The organism is Streptomyces sp. 891-h, assembly GCF_022760275.1.
GTDB lineage: Bacteria > Actinomycetota > Actinomycetes > Streptomycetales > Streptomycetaceae > Streptomyces > Streptomyces spirodelae.
In genome coordinates this window covers 6,052,821-6,069,306 of the sequence record NZ_CP050693.1, presented here as the reverse complement: position 1 = coordinate 6,069,306, position 16,486 = coordinate 6,052,821, and the positions used below count along the sequence as shown (strand labels likewise).

Here is a 16,486-nt window from a genome sequence, read left to right as displayed (position 1 = left end):
TGCCGAGGCGGTCGGCCTGGTGGCCGATTCCCCCTCCGGCGGAGCGCTGGAGGTTCTCCGCCTCCAGCCGTGTCTTGAGCGCTTCCGCCTTGGGGTCGAGCTTCACGGCGGCGAACCGCGAGTACCACCAGGCGATCAGGAAGGTCGTCAGAAACTGTGCGAGGCCGAAGACGAAGGCGATATTGATGTTGCCGACGACCTTGGTGCCCATGAAGTCGCCCGCGTAGTTGGACAGCAGGACGTAGAGCAGGTACCAGACGATGAAACCGACGGTGAGTGGGAAGACGAAGGAACGGTAGCCGCGCCGCAGTTCCCCGAACTCGGCGCTGTGCTGCACGTCCGTGTAGTCCCGGGGCCCCGGTGGGCCGGGACTCGCGTGCTCTGGGGCGGTGTCCACAGTGACTCCAGACGGAATGTGAGGCAGATGGTGGGGGACGGTGCCGATAAGAGTGTGATCCACGTCTCAGTGGACGTCACGGTGCGCGCATCGTAGATCGTCCCTCGGTTCCACAACAGGGGGTCGGTAGTTGAAAGTGGTAACACCGATCACGGTTGTGCACAGCCTTCGGACTTTCTTCATCAATCCATTGCAGTTACCTGGCTCGCAGGGATAACTTCCGTCGTCTGTGGACAAGTTCAGACGACATGGAGACCCCATGGATTCGAGACCATCCAGACGGCGGCGTGCTCTCGCGGTGCCGTTGGGACTGGTACTGACCGCCTCCCTCGGCCTCGCGGGCGCGGCAGCCGCGAACGCGCAGGACACCGACGGTGCCGCGGCGCCCAAGGCGAAGGCCGGCGAGAAGCTCAGCTACATCGTCAACACCGAGACCGACGGCAATACCGTCAAACGTGTCAAGAGGGAGATACGCGAGGCTGACGGCAAGATCGTCGCCACGTACAAGAAGATAGGCGTCATCGTCGCGCACTCCAGCAACCCGGAGTTCGGCGAGACGCTCCGCGCGGTCGACGGAGTGGACTCGGCGGGTGCCACCCGCACAGCCCCGCTCAAGGCCGCGACCACCACCGAGGTGGGCAAGCCGCACTTCGTCAAGGAGCCCAAGGCGAAGTCGACGCTCCTGAAGGCGAAGGCCAAGGACCAGGAGCCGCTGGAGTCCCTGCAGTGGGACAAGCGGGCCATCAAGGCCGACAAGGCAGCCAAGATCGACGAGGGCAGCCGGAAGGTCACCGTCGGCGTCATCGACACCGGCGTGGACGACACCCACCCGGACCTGAAGGCCAACTTCTCCGCCAAGCAGTCCGCGAACTGCGTCGGCGGCAAGGCCGACACCTCGCCGGGCGCCTGGCGCCCGTACGACCCGAGCGAGGACTACCACGGCACGCACGTGGCGGGCATCATCGCCGCGCCCCGCAACGGTGTCGGCATCGCGGGCACCGCGCCCGGTGTGAAGGTGGCCTCCCTCAAGGTGAGCGAGCCCGACACCGCGCTGTTCTACAGCGAGGCGGTCGTCTGTGCGATGGTCTTCGCCGCCGACCACGGCATCGAGGTGACCAACAACAGCTACTACGTCGACCCGTGGCTCTACAACTGCGACGACCAGGCCGACCAGAAGGCCATCGCCGAGTCGGTGCAGCGCGCCATCAGGTACGCGCAGGGCAAGGGTGTGACCACGGTCAGCTCGGCGGGCAACTCCTCGCACGACCTGGCGGCGTCCGAGATCGTGGACGACACCAGCCCGGACGACACCACGCCGGTGAAGCGCACCATCAACCCGGCCACCTGCCCGGACGTGCCCACGATGCTGAACGGCGCCACCTCGGTCTCGGCGACCGGCCCGGAGAACCTGAAGTCGTACTACTCCAACTACGGGCGCTACGAGATCGATGTGACGGCCCCGGGCGGTGACCGCGCGTTCCAGACGCCGGAGGAGCCCGCCAAGGACGGTGGCGTGCTGTCGACCATGCCGAACGGCGACTACGCCTACCTCCAGGGCACCTCGATGGCCGGTCCGCAGGTCGCGGGCGTGGCGGCGCTGATCAAAAGCAACCACCCCAAGGCCAGCGCCCAGGAGGTCTCCTGGATGCTGAAGGCGCAGGCGCAGACCCTGCCGTGCCCGGAGAAGTACGACCCGGGCAACCGCGGCACCTACGCCGCCAAGTGCACCGGGGTGAAGGGCAACAACAGCTTCTACGGCCACGGGCTCGTGGACGCGCTGGCGGCCGTCACCAAGTGACGACCGCCCTGTGCGGGGCCGGCTTGCCGCCCCGCAAGCCCTAGGACAGCTCCTGGAGGGGGCCGGACCGTTCGCGCGGTCCGGCCCCCTCTGCCGTGGGACGGGCCGGCTCCGGCTGCCACCCCGGGCCGCGGAAGAGGCGTCCGGCGCGCTCCCGCCAGCTGCGCGCCGCGCGCAGGTCGCGGGCGATGGCCGCGTACTCGTGGGTGGCGACCCGCAGCGGGTTGTAGGTGTTGATGTTCTTGGTCAGCCCGAAGACACAGGCGTCCGTCTCCGGTACGAACGAGCCGAAGAGGCGGTCCCAGACGATGAGGATGCCGCCGAAGTTGCGGTCCAGATAGCTGCCCTGGGAGGCGTGGTGCACCCGGTGGTGCGAGGGCGTGTTGAAGACGAACTCGATGGGTGCGGGGAGCTTTCCGATGCGCTCGGTGTGGATCCAGAACTGGTACACGAGGTTGGCCGAGGAGCAGAACGCCAGCGCGGCCGGATGGACCCCGCAGGCGATCACCGGTATGTAGAACGGCCACACGGTCCAGGTCGTCCACGGCTGGCGGAGCGCCGTGGTGAGGTTGAACTTCTTGCTGGAGTGGTGCACGACATGGCAGGCCCACAGGATGCGGATCACATGGTGGCCGCGGTGGGACCAGTAGTAGAAGAAGTCCTGGGCGAGCAGCATCAGGGGCAGGGTCCACCACAGGACCGGGACGCGGAGCGGAGTGAGTTCGTAGATCGCCGCGTACACGGCGACGATCGGTATCTTCCACAGCGCGTCGAACACCAGGCTGCCGAGCCCCATGGTGATGCTGGTCGCGGCGTCCTTCGCCTCGTATCCGGCGGAGTCCTCGTCCGGGTGCAGGCGGTAGCTCACCATTTCGAGGACGGTGAGCAGGACGAAGGCCGGGATGGACCAGAGGACGACATCAGGCAGGCTAGACGGCATGTCAGCAAGGTAAGGCCGCCGGAGGGCGCGCGCCAGGGGTTGTTACCGGTTGGTATGCATTCCTCGGCCCCGCCCCCGTGCCCGGCCCACCGCCCCGCACCCGGTCCTGGCGCCTCACCACACCCGCACTCCCCCTCCCGGTGCGAAGGCAGGACTGGTGGCGTCGGCCGGGGCCTGGACGAGCGGCTCGGCGATCTGAGCGACCGTGGGCCCGACCCGCGCGGCGATCGGGGCCAGGAACTCCGGATCGAACCCGTACACCCGGGCGGCGTTGCCACCCACCATGGCGGCGACCTCCTCGGCCGGCAGTCCGGCGTAGGCGGCGCGCAGCCCCTCCCGCGAGTAGGGGTGGGTGCCCTCGTCGTGGGGATAGTCGCTGCCCCACATGATCTTCCCCAGGCCGATGCGCTCGCGCAGCGGCACCTCGTGCGGCCGCATGAAACTCGCCCCCACATGGACGTTGGCACGCCACACTTCGCTGGGCCGCGGCCCCATCGACTCGGCCAGCCCCGCGCCGAACTTGGACTCGGCGGTCGCGGCCGACCGGCCGGCGGCGGAGACCAGCCGCTCGTGGTAGTAGTCCAGCATCTCCAGTACGCCGGGAATCCAACCCGACCCCTGCTCGGTCAGCACCAGCCGCAGCGTCGGATGGCGGCGGAAGACGCCGCCGAAGACCAGATGCCACAGGGCGCGGTGCGAGAACCAGGTCGTCTCCACCATGAAGACGGCGCGCGCGGCCGGTTCGTCCCCCAGCGGCGGCGACGCCGAGCCGCCGTGGTGGTTGACGGGGACATCGAGTTCGGCGCAGACGGCCCACAACGGGTCGTACGCCTTCGAGTACAGCTCGGGGATGCCCGAGCCCGGCGGTACGCCGGGCAGCAGCACCCCGCCCGTCAGCCCCGCCTCCCGGGCCCACCGCACCTCCCGGGCTGCCTGCTCGACGTCGTTGAGGAGGATCTGCGCGACACCTGCCCGCCGCCCCGGTACCTGGCCGCAGAAGTCGACGAGCCAGCGGTTGTGCGCGCGCAGCCCGGCCCAGCGCCTCTCCAGCTCCTGACGGGTGGGCACGGGCGCCAGCAGGGATGCGGAAGGGAAGAACGGCGGGATGGTGTTGGGAAAGACGACCTCAGCGACGATCCCGTCGGCCTCCAGCTCGGCCAGCCGTCGCCCGGAGTTCCAGTTGCGGTCGGCGGTGTCGGCGAGCAGATCCTCGTACGGGTTGACATAGGTGGCCGCCCAGGCGTCGAAGTCGTCGTGGTACCGCTTCTCCAGGTACGGCTTGTAGTCGAGCAGGTCGGCGCCCGCGTGGCAGTCGGCGGAGACGACGGTGTAGCGGTCGGCGGTGCGGCCGACGGCGGTGCGGCCGTCGGCGGTACGGCCGTCGGCGGTACGGCCGTCGCCGGTGCGGGTCATATCTCCCTCTCCCATGTCTCCCTCCCCACGAATGGGAAGTCGTGCCCGGTCAGCCAGTGCCGACCGGTCTCGCGGGCGCGGCGCCAGGACTCCTCGACCGGGCCCTGGCCGGCGGGCTGGCCCAGGTCGGCGGGGGTGGGGCCGATCCGCCGGGCGAGGGGTGCCAGCGCAGCCGTGTCGAAGCCGAAGACCTCAGCGGCGGCCTGGCCCAGCATCCGCCGGGTCTCGGAGACCGGGATGTCGTGGAAGGTCTCGCGCAGCCACTCCCTGGTGCGCGGCCAGGTGCCCTCGGGGTGCGGGAAATCGCTGCCCCACAGGATGTTGTCGACGCCGATCTCGTAGCGCTGGGCCAGCTCGCGCCGTTTGGTGTTGGTCGCGCAGACGAAGATCTGGCGGTCGAGGTACTCGTGCGGCGGGCGCTTGAGCTCGGCGAACGGCGAGAGCTTCTTGCCGCCGTGCGCACCCAGATAGAGCCGGTCCATGAACCACAACAGGTTGGGCAGCCACCAGCAGCCGGACTCGGCGACGCCGAACCGCAGCCCCGGGTGCCTCTCGAAGGCGCCGGACCACAGCAGGAACCACAGCGGGCGCGCGGGCCACCAGGTGACCTCGCTGACGTAGATGCCCAGATGGTCGCCGTACTCGTGGCGGGGAGCCGCACCCGAATGAGTGATGACCGGCATGCCCGTCTCAGCGGCCGCCGCCCACACCGGGTCGTAGCGGCGGTCGTGGTAAGGGGCTTTGTCCACCCACATGGCGGGGATCATCAGCGCCCCCAGGCCGGACTCTCTCGCGCGGTGGATCTCCGCGACAACGCGCTCCACCTCGTCGGTCACCGGCAGCAGCGCCACGCCGCAGTGCCGTTCCGGATGGGTGGAGCAGAACTCGGCCAGCCAGCGGTTGTGTGCCCGCGCACCGGCCATCCCCAGTTCGGGGTCCTGGTCGCCGCTGAGGCCCAGGCCGACGCCGAAGGGTGCAGCGGTGCCGCTGTCGACGGCGTCGGCGTCCGGGAAGACCACCTCGCCGGCCACCCCGTCGCCGTCCAGCTCCTTGACACGCCGCACCGCGTCCCAGCCGCCGCGCAGCCCTTCCTCGTTGTCCTCGAACCACTTGCGGGCGAACGTCTCGTTGCGGATGCCCAGGCGCGTGGACTCCTCGATCCGCGCGTCGCGCTGGGCGAGGAAGTCGTCGAACTCGCGGTGGAAGGCGCTCTCCAGATAGGGCCGGTACCGCTCGGTGGGCAGCCCGGCGTGGCAGTCGGAGGAGATGATCAGATACGGGTCGTCGTGCGTCGTCTGCATGGCTGGGGCCTCTCTCCGGCCGGTCGCTGGTCGCTAATCGAGTACGAAGCTCTCCAGGTAGCCCGGGTCGGCGCGCTCCAGCATGGAGCGGGCCCGGGCGCGGATCTGGGCGTCGCTGTGCTCACTGGGCGGGAGCATCCAGAAGCGGTCGTCCCTGATCCCGGCGACGACGAACTCGGCGACATCCTCGACGGGCGTGAAACGCACCTCCTGTCCGGACGCGCGCATGGCCGCCTCCCACTGGTCGAGCGTGCGGTAGGGGGTCTTGCGCGGACGGGTCTTGGCGTAGCGCTCGGGGCGGTTGCGGTAGGACTCCCACAGGCCGGTGCGCAGCATGTGCGGGCCTGGGAAGAGCACGGAGGCGCCCACCGGCGCCGACTCGGCCCGCAGCTGGGCGTAGAGGGACTCGGTCATGGTGACGACGGCGGACTTGGTCACCGCGTACACCGAAGCAGTGGGCAGCGGCGCGATTCCGCCGTCGCCCGAGGAGGTGTTGACGACGTGGCCGGGCCCACCCGATTCCAGCATCCGGGGCACGAAGGAGCGGATGCCGTGGAAGACGCCCCAGACATTGACGGCGAACGCCCACCTCCAGTCGTTGAGTTCGTGGTCCCACATGGGGCCCTCGGCGCCCGAGCCGACGCCGGCGTTGTTGCACAGCACATGGACGGCGCCGAACTCCTGCCACGCGGCCTCGGCCAGCGCCTCGACGGACTCGGGCTCACTCACGTCGGTGAGGTGCGCCAGCACCCGAGCACCGTCCGCGCGCAGCGCGTCTGCGGCCTTCTCCAGCGGGGCCCGCTCCACATCGGCCAGTACGACCCGCAGCCCCTCGGCGGCGAATCGGCGCGCCAGGGCGAGGCCGATGCCGCCGGCCGCACCGGTGACCACGGCTGTCTGTCCCGCTCGCAGCCGCATCAGGCGCTCCCCTCCGCGCTCGCACCCGTCGGCTGCGGGGGTGCGTCGTGTGCCTGCGCGGCGTCGTCGTAGCGCTGGTGCAGATAGGGCAGCAGCGCGTGCGCACTGACGCGTTCGACGACACGGCCGCGCTGGTCGCCGGTCTTCTCACCGAGGGTGATCTCGACCATCCGCCGTACGGGCAGATCGGCCACCGGGTCCTGCGGTGACTCGCGCAGGACGACCTCGCCGGTGACCGACTCCAGTTTGCGGACCTTCTCGCGGCGCAGACAGTGCACCAGCAGGGGATCGCCGTCGAAGCCGTCGCCGTCCACCGCGGGCAGGAACTTGAAGTAGAAGTCGAGCTTCTCGGCGGGCGGCGGCAGCGGGAGCGCCCCGCCCACCGTGCCGGTGACCTCGACGAAGGTGATGCCGTGCCGGGCGAGGCCGGCCCTGACCGTGCCGTCGGGGCCGGTCCGAAGGGTGACGTCGCCGAGTTTCTTGGGCTCGCCGAAGACCTCGCGGCCGCCGACGAGGGCCCGCTCGTGGGTCATCGGCATCACCAGCGGATACCAGCCGTCGGTCTCCCCGTGGCGTGCGGCAACCGCGACCGAGCCCGCGCCCAGCGGACAGCCGGGCAGCCGCACCTGGCTGATACCGGCCCGCACCAGCGGGCGTCCGGCCGGTTCGAGAGGCGGCGGGAGCACGGCGGCCACCACCTCGGGGTCGGTCTCCCAGACGGCCAGCACGCCGGTGGACCAGATGTCCGGGAGCGCGGAGCGGGCCTGGCTCGTCCGTCTGATCTCGGTCTCGTCGCGGGGGCCGTACCGGACACGTGCCATCTGCGACACCTCCATGGGACAGCACGGGACAGCGCGCGGGAGGCGCTGTGGCTGCAACGCCGATAACGCTGTGACGCTGTAACACCGTTACAGCAGACTCCGTGAAGGGTAAAGACACACGAACGTCCGGAATTGGGGGAACATGCCGAGACCGACAGACCCGCTCAGCCGCGAGGCGGTGCTGGACGCCGCCGCTGCGCTGGTGCGGCAACACGGCCCACAGGCGCTCACCATGCGCAGGCTCGCCGCCGAGCTCGGCACCGCGGTGACCTCCATCTACTGGCACGTGGGCAACCGCGAGTCGCTGCTGGAGGCTCTTGTCGAGCGCACCGTACGGGAGTTGGGCGAGATCCGCGCACATGGCCGCACGCCGCGGGCCAGGACGGTCTCCATCGCGCGGGCACTGCGGCGCGAACTGCGCGCCCGTCCGCATCTGATCGCGATGGTGCACGAACGGGGCCTGACGGAACGGATGTTCCTCGCGGCGCAGCGGGCGCTCGTGCGGGAGGCGCACGCCGCCGGGTTGCGCGGGGCGCGGGCCGCGGAGGCGGTGCGCGCCGTACAGTTCGCGGTCGTCGGTCAGGTCCTGGTCGAACGCAACCGGGAGCGCGCACCCGCACAGCACCCCGGTGAGCCGGAGCTGTGGGCGGGCGCGAGGGCAGGCGAGGGAGAGCTGGACGATCCGGCGCTGGTACGCGCGCTTGCGAGACCGCCGGACGCCGGGAAGGTGTTCGAATCGACGATACGGGCGCTGGTCGACGGCCTCTTCGCAGTGCCCGATTCGCCCCCGGAGCTGGAGATTTGAGGCATCTGAGGCGACGGCCGTGAAGCGCTGTCAGTACCGCCCCGTATTCTCTGTGACCATGCTCGAAGACCAGACGGCACGCACGGACGGGACGTCCACGCGCATCCCCGCGCAGCCCGCCGCCGACGCCCGGCCACCCCTCGACTGGCCGTCCGGATATCCGGACGGCTACGCGGTGGTGGACGTGGAGACCACGGGCCTGGCCCGGGACGACCGGATAGTGTCCGCGGCCGTCTACCGCCTGGACGCCCGTGGCGAGGTGGAGGACCACTGGTACTCGCCCGTCAATCCGCAGCGCGATCCGGGCCCCACCTGGATCCACGGGCTGACCGCCGAGGCGCTGGCCGACGCGCCGCTCTTCGCGGACATCGCCGAGGAGTTCGCCACCCGGCTGGCAGGGCGTGTCCTGGTCGCGCACAACGCCATCTTCGACTGGTCGATGATCGCCCGGGAGTACGCGCGGGCCAGGCGTGAGGCGCCGGTGCGCCAGCGGCTGTGCACCATCGCGCTGTCCAAGGAGCTGTCCCTGCCGCTGCCCAACCACAAGCTGGAGTCCCTCGCCGCGCACTACGGCGTGGTCCAGCAGCGGGCGCACCACGCGCTGGACGACGCCCGGGTGCTGGCCGAGGCGTTCCGTCCCAGCCTCCATCTGGCGGCACGCCAGCAGGTGCGGCTGCCGCTGCTGGCGTGCCAGCCGCTGAGCGAGTGGTCGGACGCCGTGGTGCCGCGCCGCGCCTCGGGCGGGGCGAGCACCAGGGGTGGATACCGTCCCGGCGGCGGCTACGGCACCTGGCGGCCCTCGCGCAAGCGCCCCGCCTGCCCGTATCCCAATCCCGGCCGGTACGAACCGGAGGGGCGGCTGGTGCAGGGGATGCGCGTCGCCATCTCCGGGGACACCTCGGTCGACCGGGAGCTGCTGGAGGACCGTGCCATCGAGGCGGGGCTGCACATCGCCACCAGTGTCTCGCGTCTGACCAGTCTGCTGGTCACCAACGATCCGGACTCCCCCACCTCGAAAGTGGTCAAGGCCCGCACCTACGGCACCCCCGTCATCGACGAGGCCGCCTTCACCCAGCTCCTCCAGGACGTGGCCCCCGCGCCGGAGGGCTGAGCGGGGCGGGGTACCGTCAGTAGACGTGTACCGCTTCCTGTTGTCCCGGCAGTGGGTGATCCTCACCCTGCTCGGTCTCGTGCTGATCCCCACGATGATCAAGCTGGGCTTCTGGCAGCTGCACCGCCACGAGAGCCGGGTCGCGCGCAACGAGGCCGTGGCCGCGAGCCTGGCGGCGCCCACGGTGCCGGTCACCGAGCTGACCGGGAAGGGCCGGGAGCCCGCCGAGGAGGACAAGTTCCGCACGGTCACCGCGCGCGGGACGTACGACACGGCGCACGAGGTCGTCGTACGGCACCGCACAGGGCCTGACCGCGACACCATCGGCTACTTCGTGGTCACCCCGCTCGTCCTCGACGACGGCTCGGCGATCCTCGTCAACCGCGGCTGGATCCGCGCCGACCGCGACCTGACCGCGTTCCCCGAGGTGCCCGCGCCGCCGAAGGGCCGGGTCGGCGTGGTGGGCCGGATGATGCCCGACGAGACGACCGAGGCCAGCGGCATCAAGGACACCAAGGGCCTGCCCGACCGCCAGGTCATGCTGATCAACAGCCACAAGCAGGCCAAGGAGGTGGACCGCCCGCTGCTGGGCGGCTTCATCCAACTGGTCAGGACCTCCCCCGAGCCGGCGGGCAAACAGCCGGCGGTGCTGCCCGAGCCCGATCACAGCAGCATCGGGCCGCACATGGCCTACGCCGTGCAGTGGTGGCTGTTCACCGCAGCGGTGCCGGTCGGCTGGGTCGTCCTCGTCCGCCGCGAGGCCAAGGAACGGCGCGCGGCCGCCGCCGGTGCGGAGCAGCCGGACGTAGTGGCTGAGCCCGTCTGACCGCCGCCGGACCCTCACCGTCGTGGTTGCCCGCCGTTGCGGCGGGAGGTAGGTGCGGGGCTGCGCCCCCACCCCCGGGCACTTTCGGCCGAGAAGTCGCGATTCCCGCCACCGCGGCAGGCGACGGGCCGGATGAGCCCGTCTGATCTTCCGCCGGACCCCCGCCGCCGTGGTTGCCCGCCGTTGCGGCGGGAGGTAGGTGGGGGGCAGCGGATCGGGGGCGGTGACCATGCCGTTCGGCGTTCAGGCAGACTGCTCGTATGGACCTTGGACTTTCAGAGCGCGTCTATGTCATCACCGGTGGAACCCGGGGGCTCGGGTTCGCGACCGCTGCTCAACTGCTCGCCGAGGGGGCCCGGGTGGTGGTCACCGGGCGCTCGGAGAAGTCGGCCGAGGAGGCGGCCGCGCGGCTCGGGGTCGAGGCGTCCGGGGCCGAGGGACGGGCGCTGGGTGTCGCCGCCGACAACGCGGACCCGCAGACCCCCGCCCGGGTGATCGCGGCGGCCCGGGAGCGGTTCGGCCGGTTCGACGGCATGCTGATCAGCGTCGGCGGCCCGCAGGCCGGGGTGCCCGCGGACCAGCTCACGGACGAGCAGTGGCAGACGGCCTTCGACAGCGTCTTCCTCGGCGCCGTCCGGCTGGCGCGCGCGGCCGCGGCCGAGCTGGGCGAGGGCGGGGCGATCGGCTTCGTCCTCTCCGGCTCCGTACGGGAACCGATCCCCGGGCTGACCCTCTCCAACGGGCTGCGTCCAGGGCTGGCCGGGTTCGCCAAGACGCTGGCCGACGAGCTGGGGCCGCGCGGTATCCGGGTGCTGGGACTGATGCCCGGCCGGATCGCCACCGAGCGGCTGCAGTACCTCGACTCGTTGTCCGGCGACGGGGACGCCGCCCGTGAGCGCAACTCGGCGGGTATTCCGCTGCGCCGCTACGGCACCCCCGAGGAGTTCGGCCGCACGGCCGCCTTCGTCCTCTCCCCCGCCGCCTCGTATCTGACCGGGGTGATGCTCCCGGTGGACGGCGGAGCGCTGCGGGGGATCTGACGGCGCGCGTGCCGCGGGTTTCCGCGGCGGCCGTCAGCTCACGCGCTCCGCGCGGTGGCGCGCCGCGCGCATTCTGACCTCGGCCGGGAGGGACTCCAGCCCTGCCGAGGTCACCGCATGGGCGAGGGTCTCCCGGCGGAGCTGGTGAACGGCGGGTCCCGGCCTGGCGTGCGCGGTCAGCACCAGGCCGATCCGGGCCCGGGGCCGGCCGCGCCGTCCGGTCAGCGTCACTCGGGCCCGGTCGACGCCCGGCTGGGACTCCGCCTCCGCAGCGATGACGTCCTCGATGGCGCGCCCGCGCAGGGTGGCGCCTTCGCCGTCCCGGCTGTCGATCAGGACCTCGTCCAGCCGCTGCCGCCGCAGCTGCGCCAGCAGCCACCACAGGCACAGCACGAACAGCGCGGCCAGGACCGCGAGAGCCACCGGCCACCACCAGCCCTCGTCGGTCCACCGGGTGCGGTCGGCGTCGCTGAGCACCACGTCCCCGGGCCGGTCCCACGGCCAGCCGGAAGGCATATGGACGTCCCAGCGGCGTGGCAGGTCGAGCCCGGCGAAGAGCACGGCGAGGCCGAGCGCGAGCAGCGCCAGCCCGAGGAGTGCGGTCAGCACCCGGTTCACGATCCGCAGCATCGCTCTCGCCTCACCGTCGTCTCGGTCGTCACCGCCGTCACCCTCGTCTCAGTCGTCACCGTCGTCTCGCGGTCGTCACCGTCGTTTCCCCGGCCGACGTACGTGTACGGACAGGTTCGGCCGCCTGGCCAGGCCCAGGTCGCCGATGGTGTCGCCCAGCACGGCGTCCAGGTCGCGGCGTACCTCTTCCAGGTCGCGGAAGTGCGCCGTCGCCCGGGCGCGTACCCTGCGGCGCGTGACGTCGACCCGTACCGACTGCACGCCGGAGATCTCCATCGCCCGGTCGCGCAGCACCAGCGCGGCAGCCGACCGTTCCAGTCCCGCGCGCACCTGCGGGATGTCGGGCCGCATCGTCAGCAGCGACCTCTTCCCCGGGGTGAGCGCCAGCACCAGCAGCCACAGCCCGATCGCGGCGAGCGCGGCGGCGCCCGCCAGCAGATAGGTGTCGTCGAGGCGCCGGCCGGCCAGCTCGTCGGTGAGGGTCCGCCGCCAGGCCATGCCGGGACGGTCGGCCCGCACAGAAGCCACGTCGTACAGGAAGACACCCGTTCCGGCGAACAGCAGCAGCGCGGCGATCCCGGCCGGGGCTCTGCGCACCGACCAGAACCGGCCCGCCTTCCCCTCCCCCGCGCCAGGACCGCCCGCTGCCCCGTCCGGCGCCGTCTCGGAGCCGGGGGGCTCGGGGCCTGGCGGCCCCGGGGGCTCGGAGTGCCCGGCGCCTCCCGGCGGTTTCTCCAGCGTGGTGCCCGCTCCCCGGCTGTGCGCCGAGCCGTGCGCCGCGGGGTGTCCGGCCGCCGGGCCGCCGCCGCTCGCGTCGGCTTCCGGGGTCACGACACCCTCCCGGAGCTGCCGCCCTTGAGATGCGCCGAGTGGAGCCGTTCGATCTCCAGGGTCACGTCCGGTACGTCCATGCCGACCAGTTCGCCCACCCGGGAGATGACGCGGCGCCGTACGGCACCGCACTGGGCACCGATGTCCGAGGGGTAGCCCAGCTCCAGCCCGAGCCGGACCCGCGCCGTCCGCTCGCGGACAGTGACGGCCGCATGGGGGACTGTTCGGCGTACCGGCGGCCCGGCCGCGGACCGGCCGTCACCTGCCCGCGCCCCGCGCAGCGCTTCCCGCGCCGCCTGGGCCGCGACCTTGGTCACCACCTTCTCGGCGATCCGGGTCGCCCCCCGCTCGCCCGCGGGGACCTGCGCGTGAGTCACCTGTCCACCTGCCGTCCCGACGTCACCTGCGGCGCTCGCTGTCCCGGCCGCGGAAGAAGTCCCCCGCGTCCAGATCCCCGTCCACGAACCTGCCCACCAGGAAGCCGACGGCGCCCAGCGCCGCCACCAGCACGAAGGCTCCGAAACCGCCGAAGTATCCGGCGAAGCCCAGCGCCAGGCCGGCGATCATGCCGGCAAAGGCCATGCTCATCGTGCGCTCCTTCGCTCGGCACCGCGGCAGGGCACGCGGCGCGCGATCACTTCGCCAGGTCCGCCGCCGGTGCGCACCGCTCCGCGCTGCCGCCGGCCGCGCCGCTCACCGCTCCTGCGCGTACTCATTGCAGACGGGGCCGTTCCTGGTCCTCTTCTTCCTCGTCCTCCTCGTCCGGCAGCTTGACGTCGCTCACGGCGATATTGACCTCGACCACCTCGAGGCTCGTCATCCGCTCGACGGCCGAGATCACGTTCTCCCGCACCGAGCGCGCCACATCGGAGATCGACACGCCGTAGTCGATGACGATCTCCAGATCGAGCGCCGTCTGCACCTCGCCGACCTCGGCCTTGACGCCTCGGGTCACGGAGCGGCCGCCGCCGGGCACGCGGTCGCGGACGGCGCCGAGGGTGCGGGCCATGCCGCCGCCCATCGCATGGACGCCGACCACGTCGCGGGCGGCCATGCCCGCGATCTTCTCGACGACTCCGTCGGCGATGGTGGTGCGCCCGCGAGAGCCCGCCGACGGCAACCCACCGGGTCGGCGCGAGCGTTCGGTCGCGCCGCCCGCCGGCTGGTTGGCCGTGCTCGCGGTGGGGGTCTCGGAGCGGGCGGACGTACTGGTGTCGGACATCTCTGCGCCCCTTTCGGAGGTTCGAAGCGGTCTGCCGCTCCGCTGCTCACCGTAAGCACGGCACGGAGCCCCCCGCGCGCGCAGATCCGGCGCGCGCCGCCAACCGGGTGACTGCGCCCCCCGTACGCCGTGCGGCACGCGAGGGAGCACCGTCGACGCGGAAGGGTCTCCTTGCGGCACGGCTACGGCTAGGGCTACGGCAGCGAAGGCGAAGGGAAGTGCACGCCATGACGGCGGAACGGCTGACCCACGCGGTACGGCGGCAGATCGGTCTGGGACGGCTCCTGCCGCTGGGCGAGGCCGCCGACGGTGCCTGGGTGACGGAAGAGGCGGCCCTCGCCGTACTCGGCAGATCGGTACGGGCGGTGCCGGGCGCGCGGCTGAGCGCTGTGCGGGTGGAGCTCACCAGTCCGCGGGCCGCGGCGGAACCCGCCGTACCTCCGCCGCCCAGCGCCCTGCCGCCCGGCCCGTTGACGCTGACCGCCGAACTGGCGGTACCTGCCGGAAGGCCGGTTCCCGCAGCCGCCGACGACGTACGGCGCTCGCTGCTGACCGCCGCCGAGGAGGAGCTGGGGCTTCCGCTGGAGACCGTGGATCTGCGGGTCACCGAACTGCTGGAGACGGAGGCCGTGGAGGCCGACCCGGGACCGGGGGGCGGTCCCGGCCCCGGGTCGGCCCCCGAAGCGGGGGTCTCCGGGTCAGCCGGGGTTGCCCACAGCCGTGCGGCCGAGCGGGTGTCGCGCGCTGTACTCGCCGTGCAGGGCGTGGTCCGGCTCGCGCCCGTGGCGGGTCCGGCCCTCTCCCACGTCGCCGCGGGGCCGGCGGCGGCCGCCGTCCAGATCGAGGGTGACCCGGCGACGGACCGCCGCTGTCACGTCCTGCTCCAGTTGGGGCTCGCCCCTACCCGTCGGGCCCTGGACACCGCGCGGGCGGCCGCCGATGCGGCGCGCTCCGCGCTTGGTGCGTCCGGCAAGGTGACGGTCGCCGTCGTGGTGGCCGCCATCGAGCGGGTGTGACCAACTCGCGCACCCCGCATGGGGACTGCCCCGTCAGGGGCGCGGGGAACTGCGCGACCAGCCGAACACGACCCGCAGCCCGCAAACAACAGCAAGCGGCACCCCCTCATCGGGCGCCATAAGAGGGCAGCCCCTCAGTCGGTGAGGCCCGCCAAGGCGCGAAGGCGGCGCGCCTGAGCGCCCCGCTCGGCGGCGCGCTGCTCCTCGTACGTACGCGCCCCCGCCCCGGCGAGCAGGGCCTTGGTCTCGATCACCGCATCCCGCGGCGCAGCCAACAGCGCGGCGGTCAGATCGGTCACGGCGCCGTCGAGTTCCTCGGCGGGGACGACCAGATTGGCGAGGCCGAAGCGCTCGGCCTCCTCGGCGTGGACGAAGCGGCCGGTGGCGCATATCTCCAGGGCCCGCGCATAGCCGACCAGGCCCACCAGCGGGTGGGTGCCGGTCAGATCGGGGACCAGTCCGAGACTGGTCTCCCGCATGGCGAACTGCACGTCCTGCGCGCACACCCGCAGATCGCAGGCGAGAGCGAGCTGGAATCCGGCGCCGATGGCGTGCCCCTGGACCGCGGCGATGCTGATCACATCCGGGCGGCGCCACCAGGTGAACGCCTGCTGGTACTCCGCGATGGCGGCGTCCAGCTCCTCGTCGGTGTCGCGTGCCAGTTCCAGGAAGGACCGCTCGCCTTCGAAGCCCTCGGGCTCGAACGCCTGGCGGTCGAGCCCTGCGGAGAAGGACTTGCCTTCGCCGCGCAGCACGACGACCCGGACCGTCCCCGGCAGCACGCGTCCCGCCTCGGCCAGCGCCCGCCACATGGCGGGGGTCTGCGCATTGCGCTTGGCCGGGTTGGTGAGGGTGACCGTGGCCACCTCACCGTCGGCGGCGACGTGTACGCCGTCCTGGTTGAGCAGGGTCATCGAGGTTTCCTCCGGTGGTTACCCAGCAGTATTGCCAACCGAAGAGTAACCACAGGAGGGAACGCCCGAAAGCCTCCTTCAGGAGGAGCTCGACTTCTTGCCTCGTGTCGCTCCGCCGCGTCCGCGCAGGGTTACACCCGACTCGCTGAGCATCCGGTGCACAAACCCGTAGGAACGACCCGTCTCTTCGGCCAGCGCCCTGATGCTCGCTCCGGAGTCGTACTTTTTCTTGAGGTCTGCCGCGAGCTTCTCGCGCGCGGCGCCGGTCACCCGGCTGCCCTTCTTCAGAGTCTCGGCCACCCGTGCCTCCTCATGGGAAGTGCGCTCTGTGACTCTCATGATCACCCCTCCCCCCACATCTGGCCACCCATTCGGCAAGGTCTTCGTGAGCGGCTCGGGAACTTGTGCACGCCAACGGTGTGCCGTGGCAACCGTTCGGGGCCGCATGCAGATGCACGTGCACGACCCGTTCCGAGCCGGGACAGTGGGGAAACCGCCAGGTC

At 71.7% G+C, this 16,486-nt stretch carries 18 protein-coding genes and 1 pseudogene; 6 read left to right on the top strand and 13 right to left on the bottom strand.

All coding sequences use genetic code 11. The annotated features are described in order from the left end of the window. Window positions 1–61: 61 nt before the first annotated feature. Window positions 62–397: pseudogene (locus HC362_RS26645) on the bottom strand (DUF485 domain-containing protein); the annotation flags it as partial. A gap of 259 nt (window positions 398–656) precedes the next feature. Here HC362_RS26645 and HC362_RS26640 point away from each other — a divergent pair. Further along, complete coding sequence (locus tag HC362_RS26640) at window positions 657–2,195, top strand: S8 family serine peptidase (RefSeq protein WP_243086674.1); 1,539 nt, start codon at window positions 657–659, stop codon at window positions 2,193–2,195. A 40-nt stretch (window positions 2,196–2,235) separates the two neighbouring features. Here the strand turns inward: HC362_RS26640 and HC362_RS26635 are convergent, their stop codons facing one another. The 5 genes from HC362_RS26635 to HC362_RS26615 all read right to left on the bottom strand — a co-directional run bounded on the left by HC362_RS26635 (window position 2,236) and on the right by HC362_RS26615 (window position 7,588). Next, window positions 2,236–3,135: a sterol desaturase family protein gene (locus tag HC362_RS26635; RefSeq protein WP_243086673.1), complete on the bottom strand. Its 900-nt coding sequence runs from the start codon at window positions 3,133–3,135 to the stop codon at window positions 2,236–2,238. Window positions 3,136–3,249: 114 nt separating this feature from the next. Next, the gene (locus HC362_RS26630; RefSeq protein WP_243086672.1) at window positions 3,250–4,563 is read right to left on the bottom strand and encodes an amidohydrolase family protein; all 1,314 of its coding nucleotides are present in this window, start codon (window positions 4,561–4,563) and stop codon (window positions 3,250–3,252) included. Beyond that, a complete protein-coding gene (locus HC362_RS26625; protein WP_243086671.1) occupies window positions 4,545–5,849 on the bottom strand; it encodes an amidohydrolase family protein in 1,305 nt (434 codons plus the stop codon). The genes HC362_RS26630 and HC362_RS26625 overlap by 19 nt, the downstream gene beginning before the upstream one ends. Before the next feature lie 33 nt (window positions 5,850–5,882). Continuing rightward, window positions 5,883–6,767, bottom strand: coding sequence for an SDR family NAD(P)-dependent oxidoreductase (locus HC362_RS26620; RefSeq protein ID WP_243086670.1), 885 nt, complete (start codon window positions 6,765–6,767; stop codon window positions 5,883–5,885). After that, window positions 6,767–7,588, bottom strand: a complete 822-nt coding sequence (locus HC362_RS26615) for an acetoacetate decarboxylase family protein (protein ID WP_243086669.1) — start codon at window positions 7,586–7,588, stop codon at window positions 6,767–6,769. The genes HC362_RS26620 and HC362_RS26615 overlap by 1 nt, the downstream gene beginning before the upstream one ends. A gap of 142 nt (window positions 7,589–7,730) precedes the next feature. On the opposite strand from HC362_RS26615, the gene HC362_RS26610 reads away from it, so the two are divergent. The 4 genes from HC362_RS26610 (at window position 7,731) to HC362_RS26595 (ending at window position 11,370) form a co-directional block, all read left to right on the top strand. Then, entirely contained in the window at window positions 7,731–8,393 is a 663-nt protein-coding gene (locus HC362_RS26610) for a helix-turn-helix domain-containing protein (RefSeq protein WP_243086668.1), read from the top strand. 58 nt (window positions 8,394–8,451) lie between these two features. Then, window positions 8,452–9,504 carry a DEDDh family exonuclease gene (locus tag HC362_RS26605; protein ID WP_243086667.1) on the top strand — a complete coding sequence of 351 codons (1,053 nt, stop codon included), beginning with the start codon at window positions 8,452–8,454 and terminating at the stop codon, window positions 9,502–9,504. Between the two features lie 25 nt (window positions 9,505–9,529). After that, window positions 9,530–10,330, top strand: coding sequence for an SURF1 family protein (locus tag HC362_RS26600; RefSeq protein WP_243086666.1), 801 nt, complete (start codon window positions 9,530–9,532; stop codon window positions 10,328–10,330). A 260-nt stretch (window positions 10,331–10,590) separates the two neighbouring features. Then, on the top strand, window positions 10,591–11,370 hold the full coding sequence (locus tag HC362_RS26595; RefSeq protein ID WP_243086665.1) for an SDR family oxidoreductase: 780 nt from the start codon (window positions 10,591–10,593) through the stop codon (window positions 11,368–11,370). Between the two features lie 33 nt (window positions 11,371–11,403). Here the strand turns inward: HC362_RS26595 and amaP are convergent, their stop codons facing one another. The 5 genes from amaP to HC362_RS26570 all read right to left on the bottom strand — a co-directional run bounded on the left by amaP (window position 11,404) and on the right by HC362_RS26570 (window position 14,053). Further along, window positions 11,404–12,000 carry an alkaline shock response membrane anchor protein AmaP gene (amaP, locus tag HC362_RS26590; protein WP_243086664.1) on the bottom strand — a complete coding sequence of 199 codons (597 nt, stop codon included), beginning with the start codon at window positions 11,998–12,000 and terminating at the stop codon, window positions 11,404–11,406. 75 nt (window positions 12,001–12,075) lie between these two features. Further along, window positions 12,076–12,831, bottom strand: coding sequence for a DUF6286 domain-containing protein (locus HC362_RS26585; RefSeq protein ID WP_243086663.1), 756 nt, complete (start codon window positions 12,829–12,831; stop codon window positions 12,076–12,078). Further along, complete coding sequence (locus tag HC362_RS26580) at window positions 12,828–13,208, bottom strand: Asp23/Gls24 family envelope stress response protein (RefSeq protein WP_243086662.1); 381 nt, start codon at window positions 13,206–13,208, stop codon at window positions 12,828–12,830. The genes HC362_RS26585 and HC362_RS26580 overlap by 4 nt, the downstream gene beginning before the upstream one ends. A 22-nt stretch (window positions 13,209–13,230) precedes the next feature. Continuing rightward, complete coding sequence (locus HC362_RS26575) at window positions 13,231–13,419, bottom strand: hypothetical protein (protein ID WP_243086661.1); 189 nt, start codon at window positions 13,417–13,419, stop codon at window positions 13,231–13,233. Window positions 13,420–13,543: 124 nt separating this feature from the next. After that, complete coding sequence (locus HC362_RS26570; RefSeq protein ID WP_209267147.1) at window positions 13,544–14,053, bottom strand: Asp23/Gls24 family envelope stress response protein; 510 nt, start codon at window positions 14,051–14,053, stop codon at window positions 13,544–13,546. 227 nt (window positions 14,054–14,280) lie between these two features. On the opposite strand from HC362_RS26570, the gene HC362_RS26565 reads away from it, so the two are divergent. After that, window positions 14,281–15,069, top strand: coding sequence for a hypothetical protein (locus HC362_RS26565; RefSeq protein WP_243086660.1), 789 nt, complete (start codon window positions 14,281–14,283; stop codon window positions 15,067–15,069). Between the two features lie 134 nt (window positions 15,070–15,203). Here HC362_RS26565 and HC362_RS26560 read toward each other — a convergent pair whose 3' ends face one another. Next, complete coding sequence (locus HC362_RS26560; protein WP_243086659.1) at window positions 15,204–15,983, bottom strand: enoyl-CoA hydratase/isomerase family protein; 780 nt, start codon at window positions 15,981–15,983, stop codon at window positions 15,204–15,206. A 78-nt stretch (window positions 15,984–16,061) separates the two neighbouring features. Further along, window positions 16,062–16,283 (bottom strand): helix-turn-helix domain-containing protein, encoded by a 222-nt coding sequence (locus HC362_RS26555; protein ID WP_019358282.1) that lies wholly within the window; start codon window positions 16,281–16,283, stop codon window positions 16,062–16,064. Window positions 16,284–16,486 lie beyond the last annotated feature (203 nt).